The organism is Streptococcus sp. SM5 (genome assembly GCF_027497975.1).
This window is the reverse complement of sequence record NZ_JAJNSC010000017.1, coordinates 37,601-57,357: the sequence shown is the minus strand read 5'-3', so window position 1 is coordinate 57,357 and position 19,757 is coordinate 37,601. Positions and strand designations below refer to the sequence as shown.

Here is a 19,757-nt window from a genome sequence, read left to right as displayed (position 1 = left end):
ATATGACAAAATTAATCTTTATGGGGACACCCGATTTTTCAGCAACAGTCTTAAAAGGACTTTTGACAGATGACCGTTACGAAATTCTAGCTGTTGTGACCCAGCCAGACCGTGCTGTCGGCCGTAAAAAAGTAATCAAAGAAACTCCAGTCAAGCAGACTGCCAAAGAAGCAGGACTTCCTATCTACCAACCTGAAAAATTATCTGGAAGTCCAGAGATGGAAGCTATTATGAAGCTAGGAGCAGATGGAATTGTGACTGCTGCTTTTGGGCAATTTCTTCCAAGTAAACTTCTTGATAGCATGGATTTTGCGGTCAATGTTCATGCCTCCCTCCTTCCTAAACACCGTGGTGGTGCGCCTATCCATTATGCCTTGATTCAAGGGGATGAGGAAGCTGGTGTGACCATTATGGAAATGGTCAAGGAAATGGATGCAGGAGATATTATTTCCCGTCGTAGCATTCCTATCACAGATGAGGACAATGTTGGCACCTTGTTTGAGAAATTAGCGATTGTTGGTCGAGATTTGCTTTTGGACACTTTGCCTGCCTATATTGCTGGTGACATCAAACCTGAACCGCAAGATCCAAGTCAGGTTACCTTCTCGCCAAATATCAAGCCAGAAGAAGAAAAACTAGATTGGACTAAAAGCAATCGTCAACTTTTCAACCAAATCCGTGGAATGAATCCGTGGCCTGTTGCCCATACTTTTCTTAAGGGCGACCGCTTTAAGATTTATGAAGCCCTACCAGTAGAAGGTCAGGGAAATCCAGGTGAGATCCTCTCAATTGGTAAGAAAGAATTGATTGTCGCAACGGCAGAAGGAGCTTTGTCTCTCAAACAAGTTCAGCCAGCAGGTAAACCTAAGATGGACATTGCTTCCTTTCTCAACGGAGTTGGACGTACATTGACTGTAGGAGAACGATTTGGTGACTAAAGTAGAAACGGCTAGAAGTCTAGCTCTAGCAGTATTAGAGGATGTCTTTATCAATCAAGCATACTCAAATATCTCCTTGAATAAACATCTCAAGGGAAGTCAACTTTCAGCAGCGGACAAGGGTTTGGCGACCGAGCTGGTCTATGGAACGGTAGCCCGTAAACTGACTCTGGAATGGTACCTATCCCACTTTATCGATGATAGAGACCAGTTAGACAGTTGGCTCTATGTCCTTCTTCTCATGAGTGCCTACCAACTTCGCTATTTGAATAAGATTCCAGACCATGCTGTGGTTAATGAAGCAGTGGAATTGGCCAAAGTCCGTAAAAAAGGCAGTGAAAAATTGGTCAATGCTGTCCTTCGCCGTATCTTGCGTGAAGGCTGGCCAGATATTGCCAGCATCAAACGAAAAAACAAACGTGATTCCATTGCCTATTCTCTACCGGTTTGGCTAGTTGCTAAGCTCAAGGAAGAATATGGAGAAGAGCGAGCACAAGCCATCTTTGAAAGTCTTCTGGTGCGCAACAAAGCCAGTATTCGTGTGACTGATTTAAGTCGAAAAGAGGAAATCCAAGCCTTGTTGGAGGCTAGTGATTCACCTTTGTCTCCTTCTGGTCTGGTTAAGGAGCAGGGGCACTTTGCAGGTCATGATTTGTTTGCGAAGGGAGCCATTACCATTCAAGACGAGTCCAGTCAATTGGTTGCTCCGACTTTGAATTTGCAGGGAGATGAGCGAGTGCTTGATTCTTGTGCGGCTCCGGGTGGGAAAACAGCTCATATAGCCTCTTATCTTACGACAGGTCAGGTTACTGCTCTGGACTTGTACGACCATAAGTTGGACTTAATTCAAGAAAATGCCCAACGTTTGGGGGTCGCAGAACGGGTTCAAACGCAAAAATTGGATGCCAGAAAGGTGCATGAGTTTTTTGGTCAGAATTCCTTTGACAAGATTTTAGTGGATGCTCCCTGTTCAGGAATCGGTCTTCTACGCCGGAAACCTGATATCAAATACAACAAAGAAACGGCAGATTTTGCATCCTTACAGGAAATTCAGCTAGAAATATTAGGTAGTGTTTGTCAAACACTAGGCAAAGGTGGTATAATAACTTATAGTACCTGTACTATTGTCTCAGAGGAGAACTTTCAAGTCGTACAGGCATTTTTAGAAAGTCATCCTGAATTTGAGCAGGTGAAACTAGAACATGAATGTAAGGATATCATGAAAGATGGCTGTATCCTCATCACCCCTGAATTGTATGGAAGTGATGGATTCTTCATCAGCCAATTTCGCAGGATATCAGATTAGGAAGGAACTAACACATGGAAATTTCATTATTAACAGATGTTGGTCAGAAACGAACAAATAACCAAGACTATGTCAACCACTATGTCAATAGAGCTGGGCGTACCATGATTATCCTAGCTGATGGTATGGGAGGTCATCGCGCGGGGAATATCGCTAGTGAAATGGCGGTAACAGACCTAGGTGTAGCTTGGGTGGATACTCAAATCGATACAGTTAATGAAGTGCGTGAATGGTTTGCTAACAACCTTGAGATTGAAAATCAAAGGATTAACCAATTGGGACAAAATGAAGCCTATAAAGGAATGGGAACAACCCTTGAGGCTGTAGCGATTATTGATAATCAGGCTATCTATGCCCACATTGGGGATTCTCGTATCGGTTTGATTCGTGGAGAAGAATACCACCAGTTAACGAGCGACCATTCTTTGGTCAATGAATTGCTTAAGGCAGGTCAATTGACACCTGAAGAAGCTGCTAGCCATCCACAGAAAAATATTATTACCCAGTCAATCGGTCAAAAAGACGAAATTCAGCCTGATTTTGGAATGATCACCCTTGAGCCTGGTGACTATCTCTTACTCAATAGTGATGGTTTGACAAATATGATTTCAGGCAGTGAGATTTCTGATATTGTAACCAGCGATATTTCTTTGGCAGATAAGGCAGCAACCTTGATCCGTTTTGCCAACAATGCAGGTGGTTTAGACAACATCACAGTTGCCCTTATTGCTGTTAATGAGGAGGAAACAGAATGATCCAAATCGGCAAGATTTTTGCCGGGCGGTATCGGATTCTCAAACAGATTGGTCGAGGAGGCATGGCAGATGTTTACTTGGCTAAAGATTTGATTCTAGACGGGGAAGAAGTGGCAGTAAAGGTCCTGAGAACCAACTACCAGACAGACCCGATTGCTGTGGCGCGTTTCCAGCGGGAAGCAAGAGCCATGGCGGATTTGGACCATCCTCATATCGTTCGGATTACAGATATCGGTGAAGAAGAGGGACAACAGTATCTCGCAATGGAATATGTTGCTGGGTTAGATCTCAAACGCTATATCAAGGAACATCACCCTCTTTCAAATGAAGAAGCGATTCGAATCATGGGACAAATCCTTCTGGCTATGCGCTTAGCCCATACTCGAGGGATTGTTCACAGGGATTTGAAACCGCAAAATATCCTTTTGACCCCAGATGGGACTGCCAAAGTTACAGACTTTGGGATCGCAGTAGCCTTTGCAGAGACAAGTCTGACTCAGACCAACTCAATGCTAGGTTCCGTTCATTATTTGTCTCCAGAGCAGGCGCGTGGTTCTAAAGCAACTGTGCAGAGTGATATCTATGCCATGGGGATTATTTTCTATGAGATGCTGACAGGTCATATTCCTTACGATGGGGATAGCGCAGTGACCATCGCCCTCCAGCATTTCCAGAAACCATTGCCATCGGTTATAGCTGAAAATCCATCTGTGCCTCAGGCTTTAGAAAATGTTGTTATTAAGGCAACTGCCAAGAAATTGACAGATCGCTACAAATCAGTCGCTGAAATGTATGTGGATTTGTCGAGTAGTTTGTCTAATAATCGTCGTAATGAACCAAAGCTAGTCTTTGACGATGCAACTAAGGCAGATACTAAAACTCTTCCTAAAGTTCCACAAAGTACTCTGACTTCTATTCCTAAAGCTCCGGTACAAGAGGGAAGACCTCAATCTAAGCCCCAGCCTCATCAGACAGAAAAACCAGTACCTAGTCCAAAGCCAACCAAACGGCGTCGCCTGAAAGCACGTTATCCAATTTTATTGGCGACCTTCTTGTTAGTTGTGGCATCCTTGGTATGGATTTTATATAGAACGCCCGCTACCATTGCCGTTCCAAAGGTGGCAGGTCAGACGGTTGCTGAGGCTAAAGAAGCGCTTAAGAAAGCCAATTTTGAGGTTGGTGAAGAAAAAACAGAGGCTAGTGATAAGGTTGAAGAAGGTCGTGTTATTCGTACCGATCCTGACGCCGGTACGACACGCAAAGAAGGAACAAAAATTAATTTGATTGTGTCTTCTGGTCAGCAGTCTTTCCAACTCGGAAATTATCTTGGAAGAAAATCTAGTGATGTAGTGGCAGAGTTGAAAGGTAAGAAGGTTCCAGAAAATCTAATTAAGATTGAGGAAGAAGAATCCAACGAAATCGAAGCTGGTACAATCATGAAACAAAGTTTACCGGAGGGAACAACCTATGATCTTAGCAAGGCAACTCAAATAGTTCTGACTGTTGCTAAAACTGTTGCTAAAAAAGTAAATTTTATTTCAATGCCAAACTACATTGGCTCGAGTCTTGAATTTGCTAGAAATAATCTTAAAAGTATAGGTATTAGTGAAGATAGAATTGAAATTAAAGAAGTGGAGATAGGACAAGAAGGAATTAAAGAAGGCGAGATTGCGAAACAAAGTCCTGCACCGGATGAAAAACTCGATTTAAGCAATCCGATAGTTAAACTATATATTTATAAACCTAAAAAAACTTCACCTTCAAGTAGTCTACCTTCGTCAGAACATAATTCTGGTCAAACTGATACTACAAACCCAACACAAGGTAACCATCCAACAACACCTACACAAGATGGAACTGGAAGTCAACGAAATCAATAGACTTCATATACATAATTCAATCTTTGTCATGATTTCATGGCAAAGATTTTTTTTGACTCCAGATTTGTGATAGAATAGAAGGAGTTGATAAAAGGAGGAACGCATGGAAGAATCAAGAGAATTAAATGCCGTCATCGATGTGATTATGTTAGCTGGAACCATTCTTCTCAAAAGTGGCTCAGAGATTCATCGTGTAGAAGATACCATGATCCGAATTGCGCATTCGCAGGGGATTGTGGATTGCAATGTTCTTGCCATGCCTGCTGCAATCTTTTTCTCTATTGAAAATACCAATATTTCGCGCATGAAGCGTGTAACCTCCTCTTCTTATAACATCGAAAAAGTCTGCGATGTGAACCAGATTTCTCGTCAGCTGGTTGGGGGGCAGATTGATTTAGAGACAGCCTTCAAGCAATTGACGACTTTGCAAGCCCAACCGCTTCCCTATACCAAGTTACAGGTGACTCTGGCTGCGACCTTTAGTGCCCCTTTCTTTTCAATTATGTTTAGTGGAAATATCTACGACGCACTTGGGGCAGGAGTGGCTACTTTATTTGGTTTTGCCTTTTCCCTCTATGTGGAGAAGTTTATCAGAATTCCCTTTGTAACAGCCTTTGCTGGAGCCTTTGTCTTTGGGATGATTGCTCAATTTTGGGCTCGCTACACAGGCTTTCCTTCGACAGCAGACTTGATTATAGCTGGTGCGGTCATGCCGTTTGTACCAGGGATTGCCTTGACCAATGCGGTTCGTGATATTATGACCAACCACATAAACTCTGGTATGAGTAAGATGTTTGAATCCCTACTCATTACCCTTGCTTTAGGGGCAGGAACTTCTGTCGCCTTGGTATTGATGAACTAATATGACACTAACAACCTTTTTATTACAAGCAGTAGCAAGTCTTCTTGCTATCATCACTTTTTTAATCGTACTCAATGTTCAGCGGTCTATGCTCTTACCAGGAGGGATTTTGGGCATGGCTGTTTGGCTAATCTATCTCTTGCTCAAGGAACCAACCAATGTCATTGTAGCTACCTTCATTGCCGCCATTATCGGGTCTTGTGTCAGCCAGATTTTAAGTATTCTTTACAAGACCCCTGCTGTTGTCTTTATCTTGGCAATCTTGGCACCACTGGTTCCGGGATACCTTTCTTATCGGACAACTGCCTTTTTTGTGACTGGAGACTATAGTCACGCCATTGCCAGTGCAACTTTAGTTGTCATGTTGGCTTTGGTGATTTCCATTGGAATGGCTAGCGGAACAGTGATTCTCAGACTGTATTCCTACTTACGAAAACAGCAAAATCGTTAGACGAACAAGAGACTTGATTTGGTGAATCAAGTCTTTTTTCTCTCTTTTACTGCCATTTGTGATAAAATAGTATAGAACGATTTTTTACAATGAATGATAAAACAGAGGTAAATATGACAATCGGTATAGATAAGATTGGTTTTGCGACCAGTCAATATGTCTTGAAATTACAAGACTTAGCAGAAGCGAGGGGTATTGACCCTGAAAAATTAAGCAAAGGACTTTTGCTCAAGGAATTGAGTATTGCACCCCTAACTGAGGATATCGTGACCTTGGCGGCCAGTGCAAGTGACTCTATTTTAACTGAGCAAGAGAGACAAGAAATTGACATGGTCATTGTGGCTACCGAGTCAGGAATTGACCAGAGTAAGGCTGCGGCCGTCTTTGTGCATGGTTTGCTGGGCATCCAGCCCTTTGCTCGTAGTTTCGAGATTAAAGAAGCTTGCTATGGAGCGACAGCGGCCCTTCATTATGCCAAATTGCATGTGGAAAATTCTCCAGAGTCCAAGGTCTTGGTCATCGCAAGCGATATTGCCAAATATGGTATTGAAACTCCAGGAGAACCCACTCAGGGTGCAGGAAGTGTGGCTATGTTGATTACACAAAATCCACGTATTATGGCCTTTAATAACGACAATGTGGCTCAGACTCGTGACATCATGGATTTCTGGCGTCCAAATTACTCAACAACTCCGTATGTAAATGGTGTCTATTCTACCCAACAATATTTGGATAGTTTGAAAACGACTTGGCTTGAATACCAAAAACGCTTCCAGCTTACCTTAGATGATTTTGCTGCGGTTTGCTTCCACTTGCCTTATCCTAAATTAGCACTAAAAGGCTTGAAAAAAATCATGGATAAGAGCCTGCCTCAAGAGAAAAAAGACCTCTTGCAAAAGCATTTTGACCAGTCTATTCTCTACAGTCAAAAGGTGGGGAATATCTATACAGGTTCGCTTTTCCTTGGACTTTTGTCTCTCTTGGAAAATACAGATAGCTTGAAGGCTGGGGATAAAATTGCCCTTTATAGTTACGGAAGTGGGGCTGTAGCTGAGTTCTTCAGTGGTGAATTGATTGAAGGATATGAAGCTTATCTGGATAAGGACCGTTTGAACAAGCTCAACCAACGAACTGCCCTGTCTGTTGCTGACTATGAAAAAGTCTTCTTTGAGGAAGTAGACTTAGATGAAACAAATTCTGCTCAGTTTGCTGGCTATGAAAATCAAGACTATGCCTTGGTTGAAATTGTGGACCACCAACGCCGTTATAGCAAGGTTGAAAAATAATGAAGATAAGTTGGAATGGATTTTCTAAAAAATCATACCATGAGCGCCTTGAGCTGTTAAAAGCTAAGGCGCTCCTTAGTCCTGAGAAGCAAGCTAGTCTAGAGCAGGGTGAACAGATTAGTGTGACTGTCGCAGACCAGCTGAGTGAGAATGTAGTGGGAACTTTTTCTCTGCCTTATTCGCTAGTCCCAGAGGTTCTCGTTAACGGTCAGGAATACACAGTTCCCTATGTGACAGAAGAACCCTCAGTGGTTGCTGCGGCCAGCTATGCCAGTAAAATCATCAAGCGAGCAGGTGGCTTTACTGCTCAGGTTCATGAGCGCCGGATGATTGGTCAGGTAGCCCTTTATCAAGTTGCTGAACCTGAACAAGCTCAAGAGAAGATTACAAACAAAAAGACTGAGCTCTTGGAACTTGCCAATCAGGCCTATCCTTCTATCGTCAAACGTGGGGGTGGGGCGCGTGATTTGCATGTAGAGCAGATAAAAGGCGAAACTGACTTTCTCGTTGTTTATCTCCATGTCGATACCCAGGAAGCTATGGGAGCCAATATGCTCAACACCATGCTGGAAGCCTTGAAACCAGTCTTAGAAGAACTCAGTCAGGGACAGAGTCTTATGGGAATCCTGTCTAATTACGCGACTGATTCTCTGGTGACTGCAAGCTGTCGCATCGCCTTTCGTTACTTGAGCCGCCAAAAGGATCAAGGACGAGAAATTGCGGAGAGAATGGCTTTGGCTAGCCAATTTGCGCAAGCTGATTCTTATCGAGCTGCTACCCACAATAAAGGGATTTTTAATGGTATTGATGCTGTTTTGATTGCAACTGGTAATGACTGGCGTGCTATTGAGGCAGGAGCTCATGCCTTTGCTAGTAGAGAAGGACACTATCAAGGTCTTAGTCAATGGACACTGGACGTTGAGAGAGAAGAATTGGTCGGTGAGATGACCCTGCCTATGCCTGTAGCGACAAAGGGTGGCTCTATCGGTCTCAACCCTCGTGTAGCCCTCAGTCATGAACTACTGGGAAATCCTTCTGCTAAAGAATTAGCCCAGCTTATCGTGTCTATCGGTCTTGCCCAAAACTTTGCGGCTCTCAAAGCCTTGGTGAGCACAGGGATTCAGCAAGGGCACATGAAATTGCAGGCCAAATCCTTGGCTCTCCTAGCAGGTGCCAGTGAATCTGAAGTTGCTCCCCTAGTCGAGCAACTTATCGCAGATAAAACCTTTAACCTTGAGACAGCCCAGCGCTATCTCGAAAATTTAAGATTATAAAAAACTCAGACGAAGGCAGTCTGAGTTTTCTTGTGCTTATACTCAATGAAAATCAAAGAGCAAACTAGGAAGCTAGCCGCAAGCTGCTCAAAGCACTGCTTTGAGGTTGTAGATAAGACTGACGAAGTCAGTTACATATATCTACGGTAAGGCGACGCTGACGTGGTTTGAAGAGATTTTTGAAGAGTATTAAATACTTTTTCCTGGTAATAGGGTGACTGGTAAGAAGTAACCAGTTGTCGCGACTTCCTTACCTTCGATTTTTTGTAAGAGTAGGTCAACAGTGAGTTGGGCAATCTCTTGCATAGGTTGCTTCACAGTCGTCAAATGAGGATAGTAATTCTCGATAAAGTAGGTACCATCATAGCCGATGACCTTGAGCTCTTCAGGAACAGAAATACCCAGTTCTTGGGCAATTTTAATGACTAGAATAGCGGTCAAATCATCCGAAGCAAAGATGGCATCTGGTTTTTGATGGGTCAAGATATTCTTGATTTCCATTTCTTTTCTGACTGGAGAAAAGTCACTGGAAACATTGATAATAGGTGCTTTGGGGAGAATAGATGCAAAGCCAGCGTGGCGTAGTCCGGTTGGCGAATTAGAATTGTCATTCCCTGTAATCATGATGATAGACTGGGCACCTGTCTTGACTAAGGTCTGGGCTGCGAGAACCCCACCAGCATAATTGTCAGAGGAAACGACTGGAATGTCTGGAGACAGATTTCGGTCAAAGGAAATAATCGGTGCTGTCACACGATTGTAGTCTTCGATTCCCAAGTTGTGACTACCAGAAATGATGCCGTCTACCTGATTAGCTTCCAACATTTCGATGTATTCGCGTTCCTTCTCAGAATCGTGCTCGCTGTTGCAAATGATGGTCTTATATCCATTTTTGAAGAGTTGGTGTTCCAACTTATCAATCAATTCTGCATAGAAAACGTTAGAAATATTGGGGAAAATCAAGCCGATTAACTTAGCTGATTTTCCTTGTAGACTGCGAGCCAGGTTGTTGGGTTTATAGCCCAATTCTCGCATAGCTTCATTGACCTTTTGAATGGTTTTTTCAGATAGATAGCCTTTTTTATTGATAACCCGAGAAACGGTAGTAGGGCTGACGCCTGCAAGTTTGGCGACATCAGTTAGTTTTGCGACCATAATCTAATTCATAGTAAGTTCCAGTTGGGTTTCCAGATTTAATTAGGATCCCATTTTGGTCCGCATGTGGGAAGACACGACCAGAAAATACTTTTTCTCCTTTATTGATGAAAATTTCAAAGACAGAATTATCGATGAAGATTGTAGCAGTAGTAGCCTGATTCTCGATTGGGCAAGAACGAATAGTTCCAAATTCTTGGGCATACTGTTCACCAGCCTGGCTACGATCTACTGTCACTTGACCATTTACAAGGTCAAAGTTGATGGAAAGTCCCTTGCCTTCTTTATCAGCAAGTAAGACAATCTCGCTCTGGCTATTGGCTTCCAAGTTGAGTTCAAGTTCGTAAGTGTTATTGGTTTGGGCACGATTTGAGAAGGCTTCTTCAGAAGCACGAAGGTCCTTGACAGCTGCGACTGGGTATTGGTAGAGTTTACCGTCTTTGATAGTGAGTTCTTTGACCAAAGAGAAGGTTCCTTGGTGGTCAAAACGATCAGAAGGGTAAGAAACATCTGGCAAACCAAGCCAGCTAACAGCTAGAGCACGTCCATCAGGAGAGTTGAAGGCTTGAGTTGCATAGGCTTCGAAACCATAGTCCATGTTTTGAAGTTGAGACACATCTACCATTTTGGCATTTTCAGGGTCAAAGGAAGCCCCAATCTTATACATATTTGGATAGATATTATCGTAATCTAGAACTTTCTTATCCAATCCTTGTGGGCAGTAAAGAAGGACAGGTTGCTCCCCTACAAAGATCAGATTTGGGCATTCCATCATATAGGCAGTGCGGTCGTTAGCAAAGTCAAGGTCGCCAACAGCTTGCCAGTTTGTGTAGTCGTTGTCAATAGCTTTGTAGAGACGAACGAAGCCTTTTTTCTCCAAATCTTGTCCACCGACGATGGCATAGTATTGACCTTTAAAATTAAAAATTTGCGGATCGCGGAAGTGGTCTGTAGAGTCTGCCGGCTGGTCAATTAAGATCTTGTCAATCTTCGTAATATTGCCTTCCTTATCCATCAAAGCCCCAATCTGGTATGGGTGACGGATCCAATTTTCATCGCGGACATTTCCTGTATAAAATAGGAATAAGTTATCGCCAAACTGCATGGCAGAACCAGAGTAGGCACCGTGGCTATCTAATGGAGTGTCAGGCAAAACTTTGACTCCAGTTTCTGTGAAATGAACCAAGTCCTCACTTTCCAATTGAACCCAAGATTTCAAACCATGGGCTGCACCAAAAGGAAAGTTCTGATAAAAAACAATCCACTTTCCATCAAAGTAAGAAAAGCCATTTGGGTCGTTTAGGAGTCCTGTTTTTGGCTCAACATGGTAATGAGTATGCCATGGAGATTGTGCCATATTTTCTTTTATATGTTGAATTTCTTCTTGCGTCCAATCTTGATAAAGTCTGTAACGACGCTCAGTTGTCCATTTCATTCATTCATTCCTCCAAAAATCTTATCACTTTTAATAGTAACCGTTTTCGGAAAAAAAAGCAAGCCTTTTATGTTAAAAAAAAGAAAAAACTGTCAAACGTTTGTCACAAAATAAATGCAGGAAATCAATCAAATTTTCACGAAAATATGAAAGAGAATGAAACAAAACCCTTTTAAATAAGATTTTAAACTTATTTTTTCAAGGAATACCTGATAAAACAGTCAAAATCAATCAATCTAAAGCATGCTTACTAAGTGGATAGAATATTTTTTCTGCAAAACGCTTGACATATTTCTAAAACATGATAAAATAATAGTCGTAGGGCGGATAAAATCGCTTTCAAACAAGAACAAAATTTTATATAAGGAGATTTTTGCAAATGAACAATCAGGAAATTGCAAAAAAAGTCATCGATGCCTTGGGCGGACGTGAAAATGTCAACAGTGTTGCCCACTGTGCGACTCGTCTTCGTGTCATGGTCAAAGATGAAGGAAAAATCAATAAAGAAGTGATTGAGAACTTGGAAAAAGTTCAAGGTGCTTTCTTTAACTCAGGTCAATACCAAATCATCTTTGGTACAGGTACAGTTAACAAAATGTACGATGAAGTTGTTGCACTTGGTTTGCCAACATCATCTAAAGATGATATGAAAGCAGAAGCTGCCAAACAAGGGAACTGGTTCCAACGTGCTATCCGTACTTTCGGTGACGTTTTCGTTCCAATCATCCCAGTTATCGTAGCAACAGGTCTTTTCATGGGTGTACGTGGTCTATTGACTGCTCTTGGAATGACACTTCCAGCTGACGTGACAACTTACACGCAAATCTTGACAGATACAGCCTTTATCATCTTGCCAGGTTTGGTTGTGTGGTCAACCTTCCGTGTATTCGGTGGAAATCCAGCCGTTGGTATCGTTCTTGGTATGATGCTTGTTTCTGACTCGCTTCCAAACGCTTGGGCAGTCGCTTCAGGTGGTGAAGTAACAGCTATGAACTTCTTTGGTTTCATCCCTGTTGTTGGTTTGCAAGGTTCTGTTCTTCCAGCCTTCATCATCGGGGTTGTCGGAGCTAAATTTGAAAAAGCTGTCCGCAAGGTTGTTCCAGATGTCATTGACCTCTTGGTAACGCCATTTGTTACACTTTTGGTCATGTCTATCCTTGGACTCTTTGTCATTGGACCGGTCTTCCACGTCGTTGAAAACTACATCCTTATCGCTACAAAAGCGATCCTCAGCTTGCCATTTGGTCTTGGTGGTTTCTTGATCGGTGGGGTTCACCAATTGATTGTCGTGTCAGGTGTGCACCACATTTTCAACTTGCTTGAAGTTCAATTGCTTGCTGCTGACCATGCTAACCCATTCAACGCGATCATCACAGCTGCTATGACAGCTCAAGGTGCTGCGACTGTTGCGGTTGGTGTTAAAACTAAAAATCCAAAACTAAAAACACTTGCTTTCCCAGCTGCTCTTTCTGCCTTCCTAGGTATTACAGAGCCTGCTATTTTCGGGGTTAACTTGCGTTTCCGTAAACCATTCTTCCTTTCATTGATTGCTGGTGCAATCGGTGGTGGATTGGCTTCTATCCTTGGACTTGCAGGTACTGGTAATGGTATCACCGTCATCCCTGGTACAATGCTTTACATCGGTAACGGACAACTTGCACAATACCTTCTTATGGTAGCTGTATCATTCGTTCTTGGTTTCGCTCTTACTTATATGTTTGGTTATGAGGATGAAAAAGAAGTTGCTACTGAAGTAGAGACAGAACGTTTGGTCCAAGAAGAAACAACTGGTAACATTCCAGCAACTCTTCAAAATGAAACACTTGTAACTCCTATCGTTGGTGACGTTGTTGCTCTTGCTGATGTTAATGACCCAGTATTCTCAAGTGGAGCTATGGGACAAGGTATCGCTGTGAAACCTAGCCAAGGTGTGGTATATGCACCAGCTGATGCTGAAGTTTCAATTGCCTTTCCAACAGGACACGCTTTTGGTTTGAAAACAACTGATGGTGCTGAAGTTTTGATCCACGTTGGTATTGACACTGTATCTATGAATGGTGAAGGTTTTGAAGCAAAAGTTGCTCAAGGTGACAAGGTGAAAGCTGGCGATGTTCTTGGAACATTTGACTCAAACAAAATCGCTGCAGCTGGACTTGATGATACAACAATGGTTATCGTTACAAATACAGCTGACTACGCTTCAGTAGCTCCAGTCGCAACAGGTTCAGTTGCGAAGGGGGATGCTGTGATCGAAGTGAAAATCTAATCAATCCTCTCTAATGTGAAAACGAACAAATGACATGTTTGTTCGTTTTTGCTTGAATGGTAAGATTTACAGAGGAAAATCTAAAAAATTGAGAAACTTAGATTTTTAAAATATGCTATAATAAAGAAAATAAAAACAAGAGGTTTATCATGACAAAATTATATGGAAGCTTGGAAGCGGGCGGTACAAAGTTTGTCTGTGCTGTCGGTGATGAAAACTTTAACGTTGTAGAAAAAACACAATTTCCAACAACAACTCCAATCGAAACAATCGATAAAACCATTGAGTTCTTCTCAAAATTCGATAACCTTGCTGGTCTTGCAGTTGGTTCATTTGGTCCCATTGATATTGACAAAAACTCAAAAACTTATGGTTTTATCACAACGACTCCAAAACCAAACTGGGCAAATGTGGACTTGCTTGGTGCCCTTCGTCGCGCCCTCAACGTGCCAATGTACTTCACAACAGACGTAAACAGCTCTGCTTATGGTGAAGTGGTTGCCCGTAACAATGCTGGTGGTCGTATCGAAAACTTGGTTTACTACACAATCGGTACAGGTATCGGTGCAGGTGTTATCCAACGTGGTGAGTTTATCGGCGGTGTGGGTCACCCTGAGATGGGTCATTATTATGTTGCTAGACACCCAATGGATATTGAAAAAGAGTTTAAGGGTGTTTGTCCTTTCCATAAAGGATGTCTGGAAGGCTATGCAGCTGGTCCAAGTTTGGAAGCTCGTACAGGTGTTCGTGGGGAAAACATTGAACTCAACAACCCTGTTTGGGATGTTCAAGCCTACTATATCGCTCAAGCCGCGGTTAATGCGACAGTGACTTTCCGACCAGACGTGATTGTCTTTGGTGGAGGGGTCATGGCTCAACAACACATGCTGGATCGTGTCCGTGAGAAATTTACAGCTCTTCTCAATGGTTACCTACCAGTGCCAGATGTGCGTGAGTACATCGTCACTCCAGCAGTCGCAGGAAATGGTTCTGCTACTCTTGGAAACTTTGTTCTTGCAAAAGAAGTTTCAAAATAAAGCACAAAATCCGCTTGGGAAACCAAACGGATTTTGTAGTTGAAAACAATATTTTTGAGCTTTTCCTTAAGTGATTACGGACGGTAGCGACTTTCTTCGAAATTCCATACCTAAACTTTGAGCCTAATGTCTCAAAGTTTCCGAACACCTGAAACCATTAGATTTCAGGTGTTTCTATCACGGCGGAAAGGCTAGGTAAGTCCTCGCCTCACTATCGAAAAATAGGTATGATTTTCATACCAAAGTATATTTAGTATCAAGCTATAGTCAATCTACGTTCTAAAAATCCGCTTGGGAAACCAAACGGATTTTTTACATGTCAAAGCATTTGCCAGAAAAAGTCGATAATATAGGTCAGACCGTAGGTATAAACCACGAGGGTAAAGGGCTTGGTCAGAATGATGATAGTCATATAGCGCTTGAAGCTCATCTTGGTCAGGGCAGCCAGCATACAGAGAAAGTCAGCTGGACTAATGGGCCAAATCATCATAAAGATAAAGAAACGGTCAAAACGATTGCCCTTATCCAACCAGCCGATATACTTGTCATAGGTACGCTTGCTGACGACAGACTGGACAAAGGCAGCCCCATAGAGGCGCACCAGATAAAAGATAATGGCACAGCCAATCACAATCCCGATATAGTTGTAGATAGTCCCGATGATGTGGCCGTAGATAAAGACCCCAGCAACCGATGTCAAGGCTCCAGGAATGATAGGAACGACAGTCTGTAAAATCTGTAAAAAGATAAAGAGAGGTGGCCCCCAGATGCCTGCCTGCTGGATAAAGGCAGAGAGGGTTTCCTTAGATTGTAAAATCCCAGCCTGATAAGCCCAAATACAGAAAATCAAACTCCCAACCCCGCCGACAATCGATGAGATATTGATAACTTGCTGCAGAAGGGGAGAAACAGCTTTCATTTGTTTATCCTGTGACATGTAAACTCCTCATAGATAGTATAGTTCTACTATACCATATTTTGGAGGAGAAAGGGGGAATGAGTGTTTTTGATGAGGAATGGATGGGAATACAGGCCTTCGAGACTTAGAATAGCTCTGCATACTAAAGTTTACATGTATTCTAGTTTTAGAATAAGTGTAATTACATAAATTTATAAGTAAATTACGTTTCGAATAGCTTATATGAGAAAGTTTTGAGGTCTTCGAGCTTTCGAATAGTCGTATTTACTAAAGTTTATATGTATTCTAAGGCTAGAAAAGTTAAAATCTAAAAATAGTAAGGGTCTCTATCTGATGGACGAAGTTTATGTCCAGTATGAATCCTTCGAATCGTTAGTTAATTTTAATATTAATCAGTTCTGAAATAATCGCTAAATATAGTTAGATATGGAATTAATTATTACTTGACTTCGTTTTTTTAAATGGTAAAATAAAGTTGTCCATAGGTTTAGCCGTATGGGAAGTCGAATTTATCTGTCACAATGATAGACGCTTGCTCACAAGCTACAAATTGTGCTATAATTAATATAGGTGAGAAGATGTTAATTTTGATTATCGTTGCAATCTGCCTCGGTCGGCAGTTTGGATTCGAACTTAGACAACGTCCTCGTCTACGTTCGACTCTTAGTCAAATCAACCAGTTTACAGAATCGGAGGGACTACTGATGGATTTCTTTGAAGAAATCGTTCTAACATTCGTGACTAATTTGGTATTCGGTATTATAAAATAAATTAATAAGTGTGCAATATTAGCTTTTATTATAGGAATACCGACCTATTGCTAATATTGCTCCTTTTGTTTTATGGAAAAAATAAATTTCAAATCGTATAAGTGTAAGAAATATCGTCATATTGATAAAAGGATAATGATTGATAGGGTAATAGATTATATTACAGACCCAGAGAAAGTTGCTCGTCATAGCTTTCTTCCTTTTTTGCGTTATGAGCGGAAAAATTCTAAGTACGTTGGTTATGAGTTTAGTGATATTGATGGTAGACCTGTAAAGTTTAAAATTCGTCCTCTAATGTATGCAGGCCATTTAGATGGTTTGATATATAAATATTACTCTGAATTACTAAATATTTGCTACAATGAGTGGATGGAGGATAATGAATTAAATTTCTTCTCGGTGGCATATCGTACGAATAAACAACATCAAAGTAGTATAAATTTTGCTGCGGAGGCGATTTCTTTTATAGAGAAGCAAGACAATGCTTTGGTAATTATTGGTGATTTTGAAAAGTTTTTTGATACATTGGATCACAAATTATTAAAGGATAGATTGCAGAGAGTATTAAAAGTTCAACAATTACCCAGTGATTGGTATAACATATATAAATCACTAACTAAATTTGCCTTTATTGAAAAAAGTACTTTAGATTTTTCTGATGATTCTTTGGTACTGAAAAATGATGTTAGTTATTTTCGAAGTATAGGTGATTTTAGAAAATTTCAAAAATATAATAAATGCAAATTAAACAAAAATATTTTTGGAATCCCTCAAGGAAATTCATTAAGTGGAGTTCTTGCTAATATCTATGCTATTGATTTTGATAGGAGCTTAGCTGAACTTTCAAAAGAATTTGATGGTTTTTATCAAAGATATTCTGATGATTTTATAATTGTATTAGATGTTGAAAAACTGTATTCTAGGTATGGAAATAATTTTGTAGAGGAGATTACAAATTTATTAAAAGAACTATCAGATGAAAATAAAATTCATTTACAGACTGATAAAAATAAAAAATTTTTTATTAATGATAATGTGGTATTGGATGAACACAACAAAGTAAATGGTATAGATTATTTAGGTTTTCGATTTGATGGTAATAATGTCAAAATTCGTGAAAAGAGTATCTATAAATTTTACCGTGAAGGTAGAAAATTGATATACAAATCTAAATGTATTCAAAGAAAGAAAGGATTAAAGAAGCTACCAAATCGTCACAAAATTTACTCGTTGTATACTGATTTTGGAAAATCAAAAAAATATCCTAGTAATTTTATAAAATATGCTCAGAGATCCCAGGAAATATTTGATAAAATTAGTCCAAATACTTCTAATCTAATGTTATCACAATTAAAAAATAGAAAGAAAAAAATTGAAAAAGCATTAGGATATAGGATTCACTCTAAAATGAACATCACTCGCTCTTCTGTACTGCATCCCAAAAGTTAGATTTTTTCTGTCTAACTTTTAGGACGCACTTTTATTCTTGGTTTAAGTGCTTTTTCTTAAAATATGATAAAATATAAAGGATAATGCATTGAATTAGGGAAGTGAAAATGGCAAGTAAAGAAAATGCAGAACGCAAGGAACTGCATCGTAAGATTTGGTCGATTGCGGACGATGTTCGAGGAGCTGTAGATGGTTGGGATTTTAAACAATACATTTTAGGAATCCTTTTCTATCGCTTTATTTCAGAGCATATGGCTGATTATTTTGACCGCGCTGAGCATGAGGCTGGGGATCTAGAATTCCGTTATGCTGAATTGAGTGACCAAGAAGCTGAGCAAGATTTTAAACCAGGGACAGTTGAGGATAAGGGATTCTTTATCCTTCCGAGTCAACTATTTGAAAATGTAGTCAAGGATGCTTCACAAAATGAAAATTTAAACGAAGAATTGGCCAATATTTTTCAAGCTATTGAGAAGTCAGCGATTGGCTTCAAATCAGAAGATGATATCAAAGGTCTGTTTGATAACTTGGATACAAGAAGCAACATCCTTGGTGGGACTGTTCCAGAAAAAAATAAGCGCCTATCTGATATCCTAAATGGTATCAATAGCATTAACTTTGGTAACTTTGAGGAAAATGACATTGATGCTTTTGGGGATGCTTATGAGTTCTTGATTTCCAACTATGCAAGTAATGCAGGAAAAAGTGGGGGTGAATTTTTCACACCTCAGACAGTCTCTAAACTACTAGCTCGTCTAGTGATGGTCGGCAAGGACAAGATTAACAAGGTCTATGACCCAACATGTGGTTCAGGCTCTCTCCTTCTTCAAATGAAAAAACAATATGAAGACCATATTCTAGAAGATGGATTCTTTGGTCAAGAAATTAACATGACCAACTATAACTTGGCTCGTATGAATATGTTCTTGCACAATATCAACTACAATAACTTTGATATTAAGCGAGGAGATACCCTTTTAAATCCTCAGCATTTAGAAGAAAAGCCATTTGATGCTATCGTTTCTAACCCTCCGTATTCTGTCAAATGGGTGGGAGATGGAGATCCAACTCTAATAAATGATGACCGCTTTGCTCCAGCTGGTAAGCTAGCTCCTAAATCAAAAGCTGACTTTGCCTTTATCATGCATAGTCTAAATCACTTATCCAATAAAGGTCGAGCAGCTATTGTATGTTTTCCAGGAATTTTCTATCGTGGAGGAGCTGAAAAGACCATTCGTCAGTATCTAGTAGATAACAACTTTGTTGAAGCAGTGATTTCCCTTCCAGACAATCTCTTCTTTGGAACTTCTATCGCAACGACTATCTTGGTTTTGGCAAAAAATAAACTAGAGAACAAAACGCTCTTTATCGATGCGAGTAAGGAATTCAAAAAAGAGACTAACAACAATGTTTTGACGGGTAGCAATATCGAACATATAGTTGAATTATTCTCTAATTATCAAAATGTTGACTATAAATCTGCTCTTGTTGATAATGATGTGATTGGTTCAGAGCAGAATTATAACCTATCTGTTTCAACCTATGTCGAACAAGAAGATACACGTGAGAAGATTGATATTGATGTGCTTAATAAAGAAATAGCTGAGACCGTTACTAAGATTGACCACTTGCGTGCAGAGATAGATAAGATTGTCGAGGAGCTGAGCTATGGCAAATGATGTGATTCTCTATCGAACAGATGATGGTGAGTCAGCTATTGAACTCCACTTGGATAATGGAACGGTTTGGCTGACTCAACAAGAACTAGCTGAGCTCTTTCAAACTTCCAAGCAAAATATTAGTAAACATATTAAGGCTATTTTTGAAGATGGTGAGTTGGATGAAGCAGTGGTTGTCAACTATCAGTTGACAACCACTGCTTCATGGTGCAATGGCTGGTAAAACTCAGTCAAAAAAAGTCGCCTACTATAATCTCGATATGATTTTAGCGATTGGCTACCGTGTATACTATAT

Annotated in this window: 16 protein-coding genes and 1 pseudogene; 14 read left to right on the top strand and 3 right to left on the bottom strand. The window is 40.6% G+C overall.

Annotated elements, in window-relative coordinates; all coding sequences use genetic code 11:
* Window positions 1-2: 2 nt before the first annotated feature.
* The 8 genes from fmt to PAN07_RS12480 all read left to right on the top strand — a co-directional run bounded on the left by fmt (window position 3) and on the right by PAN07_RS12480 (window position 8,752).
* A complete protein-coding gene (gene fmt / locus PAN07_RS12515) occupies window positions 3-938 on the top strand; it encodes a methionyl-tRNA formyltransferase (RefSeq protein ID WP_269798004.1) in 936 nt (311 codons plus the stop codon).
* The gene (rsmB, locus tag PAN07_RS12510) at window positions 931-2,244 is read left to right on the top strand and encodes a 16S rRNA (cytosine(967)-C(5))-methyltransferase RsmB (protein ID WP_269798003.1); all 1,314 of its coding nucleotides are present in this window, start codon (window positions 931-933) and stop codon (window positions 2,242-2,244) included. The genes fmt and rsmB overlap by 8 nt, the downstream gene beginning before the upstream one ends.
* 14 nt (window positions 2,245-2,258) lie before the next feature.
* Complete coding sequence (locus PAN07_RS12505; RefSeq protein ID WP_000406256.1) at window positions 2,259-2,999, top strand: Stp1/IreP family PP2C-type Ser/Thr phosphatase; 741 nt, start codon at window positions 2,259-2,261, stop codon at window positions 2,997-2,999.
* Window positions 2,996-4,879, top strand: coding sequence for a Stk1 family PASTA domain-containing Ser/Thr kinase (pknB, locus tag PAN07_RS12500; protein WP_269798002.1), 1,884 nt, complete (start codon window positions 2,996-2,998; stop codon window positions 4,877-4,879). Before PAN07_RS12505 ends, pknB begins: the two co-directional genes overlap by 4 nt.
* Window positions 4,880-4,982: 103 nt before the next feature.
* Window positions 4,983-5,741 carry a threonine/serine exporter family protein gene (locus PAN07_RS12495; RefSeq protein ID WP_000392950.1) on the top strand — a complete coding sequence of 253 codons (759 nt, stop codon included), beginning with the start codon at window positions 4,983-4,985 and terminating at the stop codon, window positions 5,739-5,741.
* A gap of 1 nt (window position 5,742) precedes the next feature.
* The gene (locus PAN07_RS12490; protein ID WP_025171133.1) at window positions 5,743-6,192 is read left to right on the top strand and encodes a threonine/serine exporter family protein; all 450 of its coding nucleotides are present in this window, start codon (window positions 5,743-5,745) and stop codon (window positions 6,190-6,192) included.
* Window positions 6,193-6,305: 113 nt separating this feature from the next.
* Window positions 6,306-7,478: a hydroxymethylglutaryl-CoA synthase gene (locus PAN07_RS12485; protein WP_269798001.1), complete on the top strand. Its 1,173-nt coding sequence runs from the start codon at window positions 6,306-6,308 to the stop codon at window positions 7,476-7,478.
* Complete coding sequence (locus tag PAN07_RS12480) at window positions 7,478-8,752, top strand: hydroxymethylglutaryl-CoA reductase, degradative (RefSeq protein ID WP_261083969.1); 1,275 nt, start codon at window positions 7,478-7,480, stop codon at window positions 8,750-8,752. Before PAN07_RS12485 ends, PAN07_RS12480 begins: the two co-directional genes overlap by 1 nt.
* Window positions 8,753-8,941: 189 nt before the next feature.
* Here the strand turns inward: PAN07_RS12480 and PAN07_RS12475 are convergent, their stop codons facing one another.
* Together PAN07_RS12475 and PAN07_RS12470 are read right to left on the bottom strand one after the other, a co-directional pair.
* Window positions 8,942-9,907 (bottom strand): LacI family DNA-binding transcriptional regulator, encoded by a 966-nt coding sequence (locus PAN07_RS12475; protein WP_247930437.1) that lies wholly within the window; start codon window positions 9,905-9,907, stop codon window positions 8,942-8,944.
* On the bottom strand, window positions 9,888-11,342 hold the full coding sequence (locus PAN07_RS12470; RefSeq protein ID WP_261116612.1) for a glycoside hydrolase family 32 protein: 1,455 nt from the start codon (window positions 11,340-11,342) through the stop codon (window positions 9,888-9,890). The genes PAN07_RS12475 and PAN07_RS12470 overlap by 20 nt, the downstream gene beginning before the upstream one ends.
* Before the next feature lie 379 nt (window positions 11,343-11,721).
* Between PAN07_RS12470 and PAN07_RS12465 the strand changes: the two genes are divergently transcribed.
* The gene (locus tag PAN07_RS12465; protein WP_084862947.1) at window positions 11,722-13,608 is read left to right on the top strand and encodes a sucrose-specific PTS transporter subunit IIBC; all 1,887 of its coding nucleotides are present in this window, start codon (window positions 11,722-11,724) and stop codon (window positions 13,606-13,608) included.
* A 149-nt stretch (window positions 13,609-13,757) separates the two neighbouring features.
* Entirely contained in the window at window positions 13,758-14,645 is an 888-nt protein-coding gene (gene scrK, locus PAN07_RS12460; RefSeq protein WP_049492068.1) for a fructokinase ScrK, read from the top strand.
* A gap of 319 nt (window positions 14,646-14,964) precedes the next feature.
* On the opposite strand, the gene PAN07_RS12455 is transcribed toward scrK, so the two are convergent.
* Window positions 14,965-15,582: a TVP38/TMEM64 family protein gene (locus PAN07_RS12455; RefSeq protein ID WP_000076168.1), complete on the bottom strand. Its 618-nt coding sequence runs from the start codon at window positions 15,580-15,582 to the stop codon at window positions 14,965-14,967.
* Between the two features lie 560 nt (window positions 15,583-16,142).
* Here PAN07_RS12455 and PAN07_RS12450 point away from each other — a divergent pair.
* From PAN07_RS12450 to PAN07_RS12435, 4 genes and pseudogenes are all read left to right on the top strand, one after another.
* Window positions 16,143-16,334, top strand: a complete 192-nt coding sequence (locus PAN07_RS12450; protein WP_120769860.1) for a hypothetical protein — start codon at window positions 16,143-16,145, stop codon at window positions 16,332-16,334.
* Window positions 16,335-16,469: 135 nt separating this feature from the next.
* Window positions 16,470-17,783, top strand: coding sequence for a reverse transcriptase domain-containing protein (locus PAN07_RS12445; RefSeq protein ID WP_162927859.1), 1,314 nt, complete (start codon window positions 16,470-16,472; stop codon window positions 17,781-17,783).
* Between the two features lie 107 nt (window positions 17,784-17,890).
* The gene (locus tag PAN07_RS12440) at window positions 17,891-19,462 is read left to right on the top strand and encodes a type I restriction-modification system subunit M (protein ID WP_120769862.1); all 1,572 of its coding nucleotides are present in this window, start codon (window positions 17,891-17,893) and stop codon (window positions 19,460-19,462) included.
* Window positions 19,452-19,749 (top strand): annotated as a pseudogene (locus PAN07_RS12435) (cell filamentation protein Fic); the annotation flags it as partial. The gene PAN07_RS12440 and the pseudogene PAN07_RS12435, both read left to right, overlap by 11 nt.
* Between the last annotated feature and the right edge of the window lie 8 nt (window positions 19,750-19,757).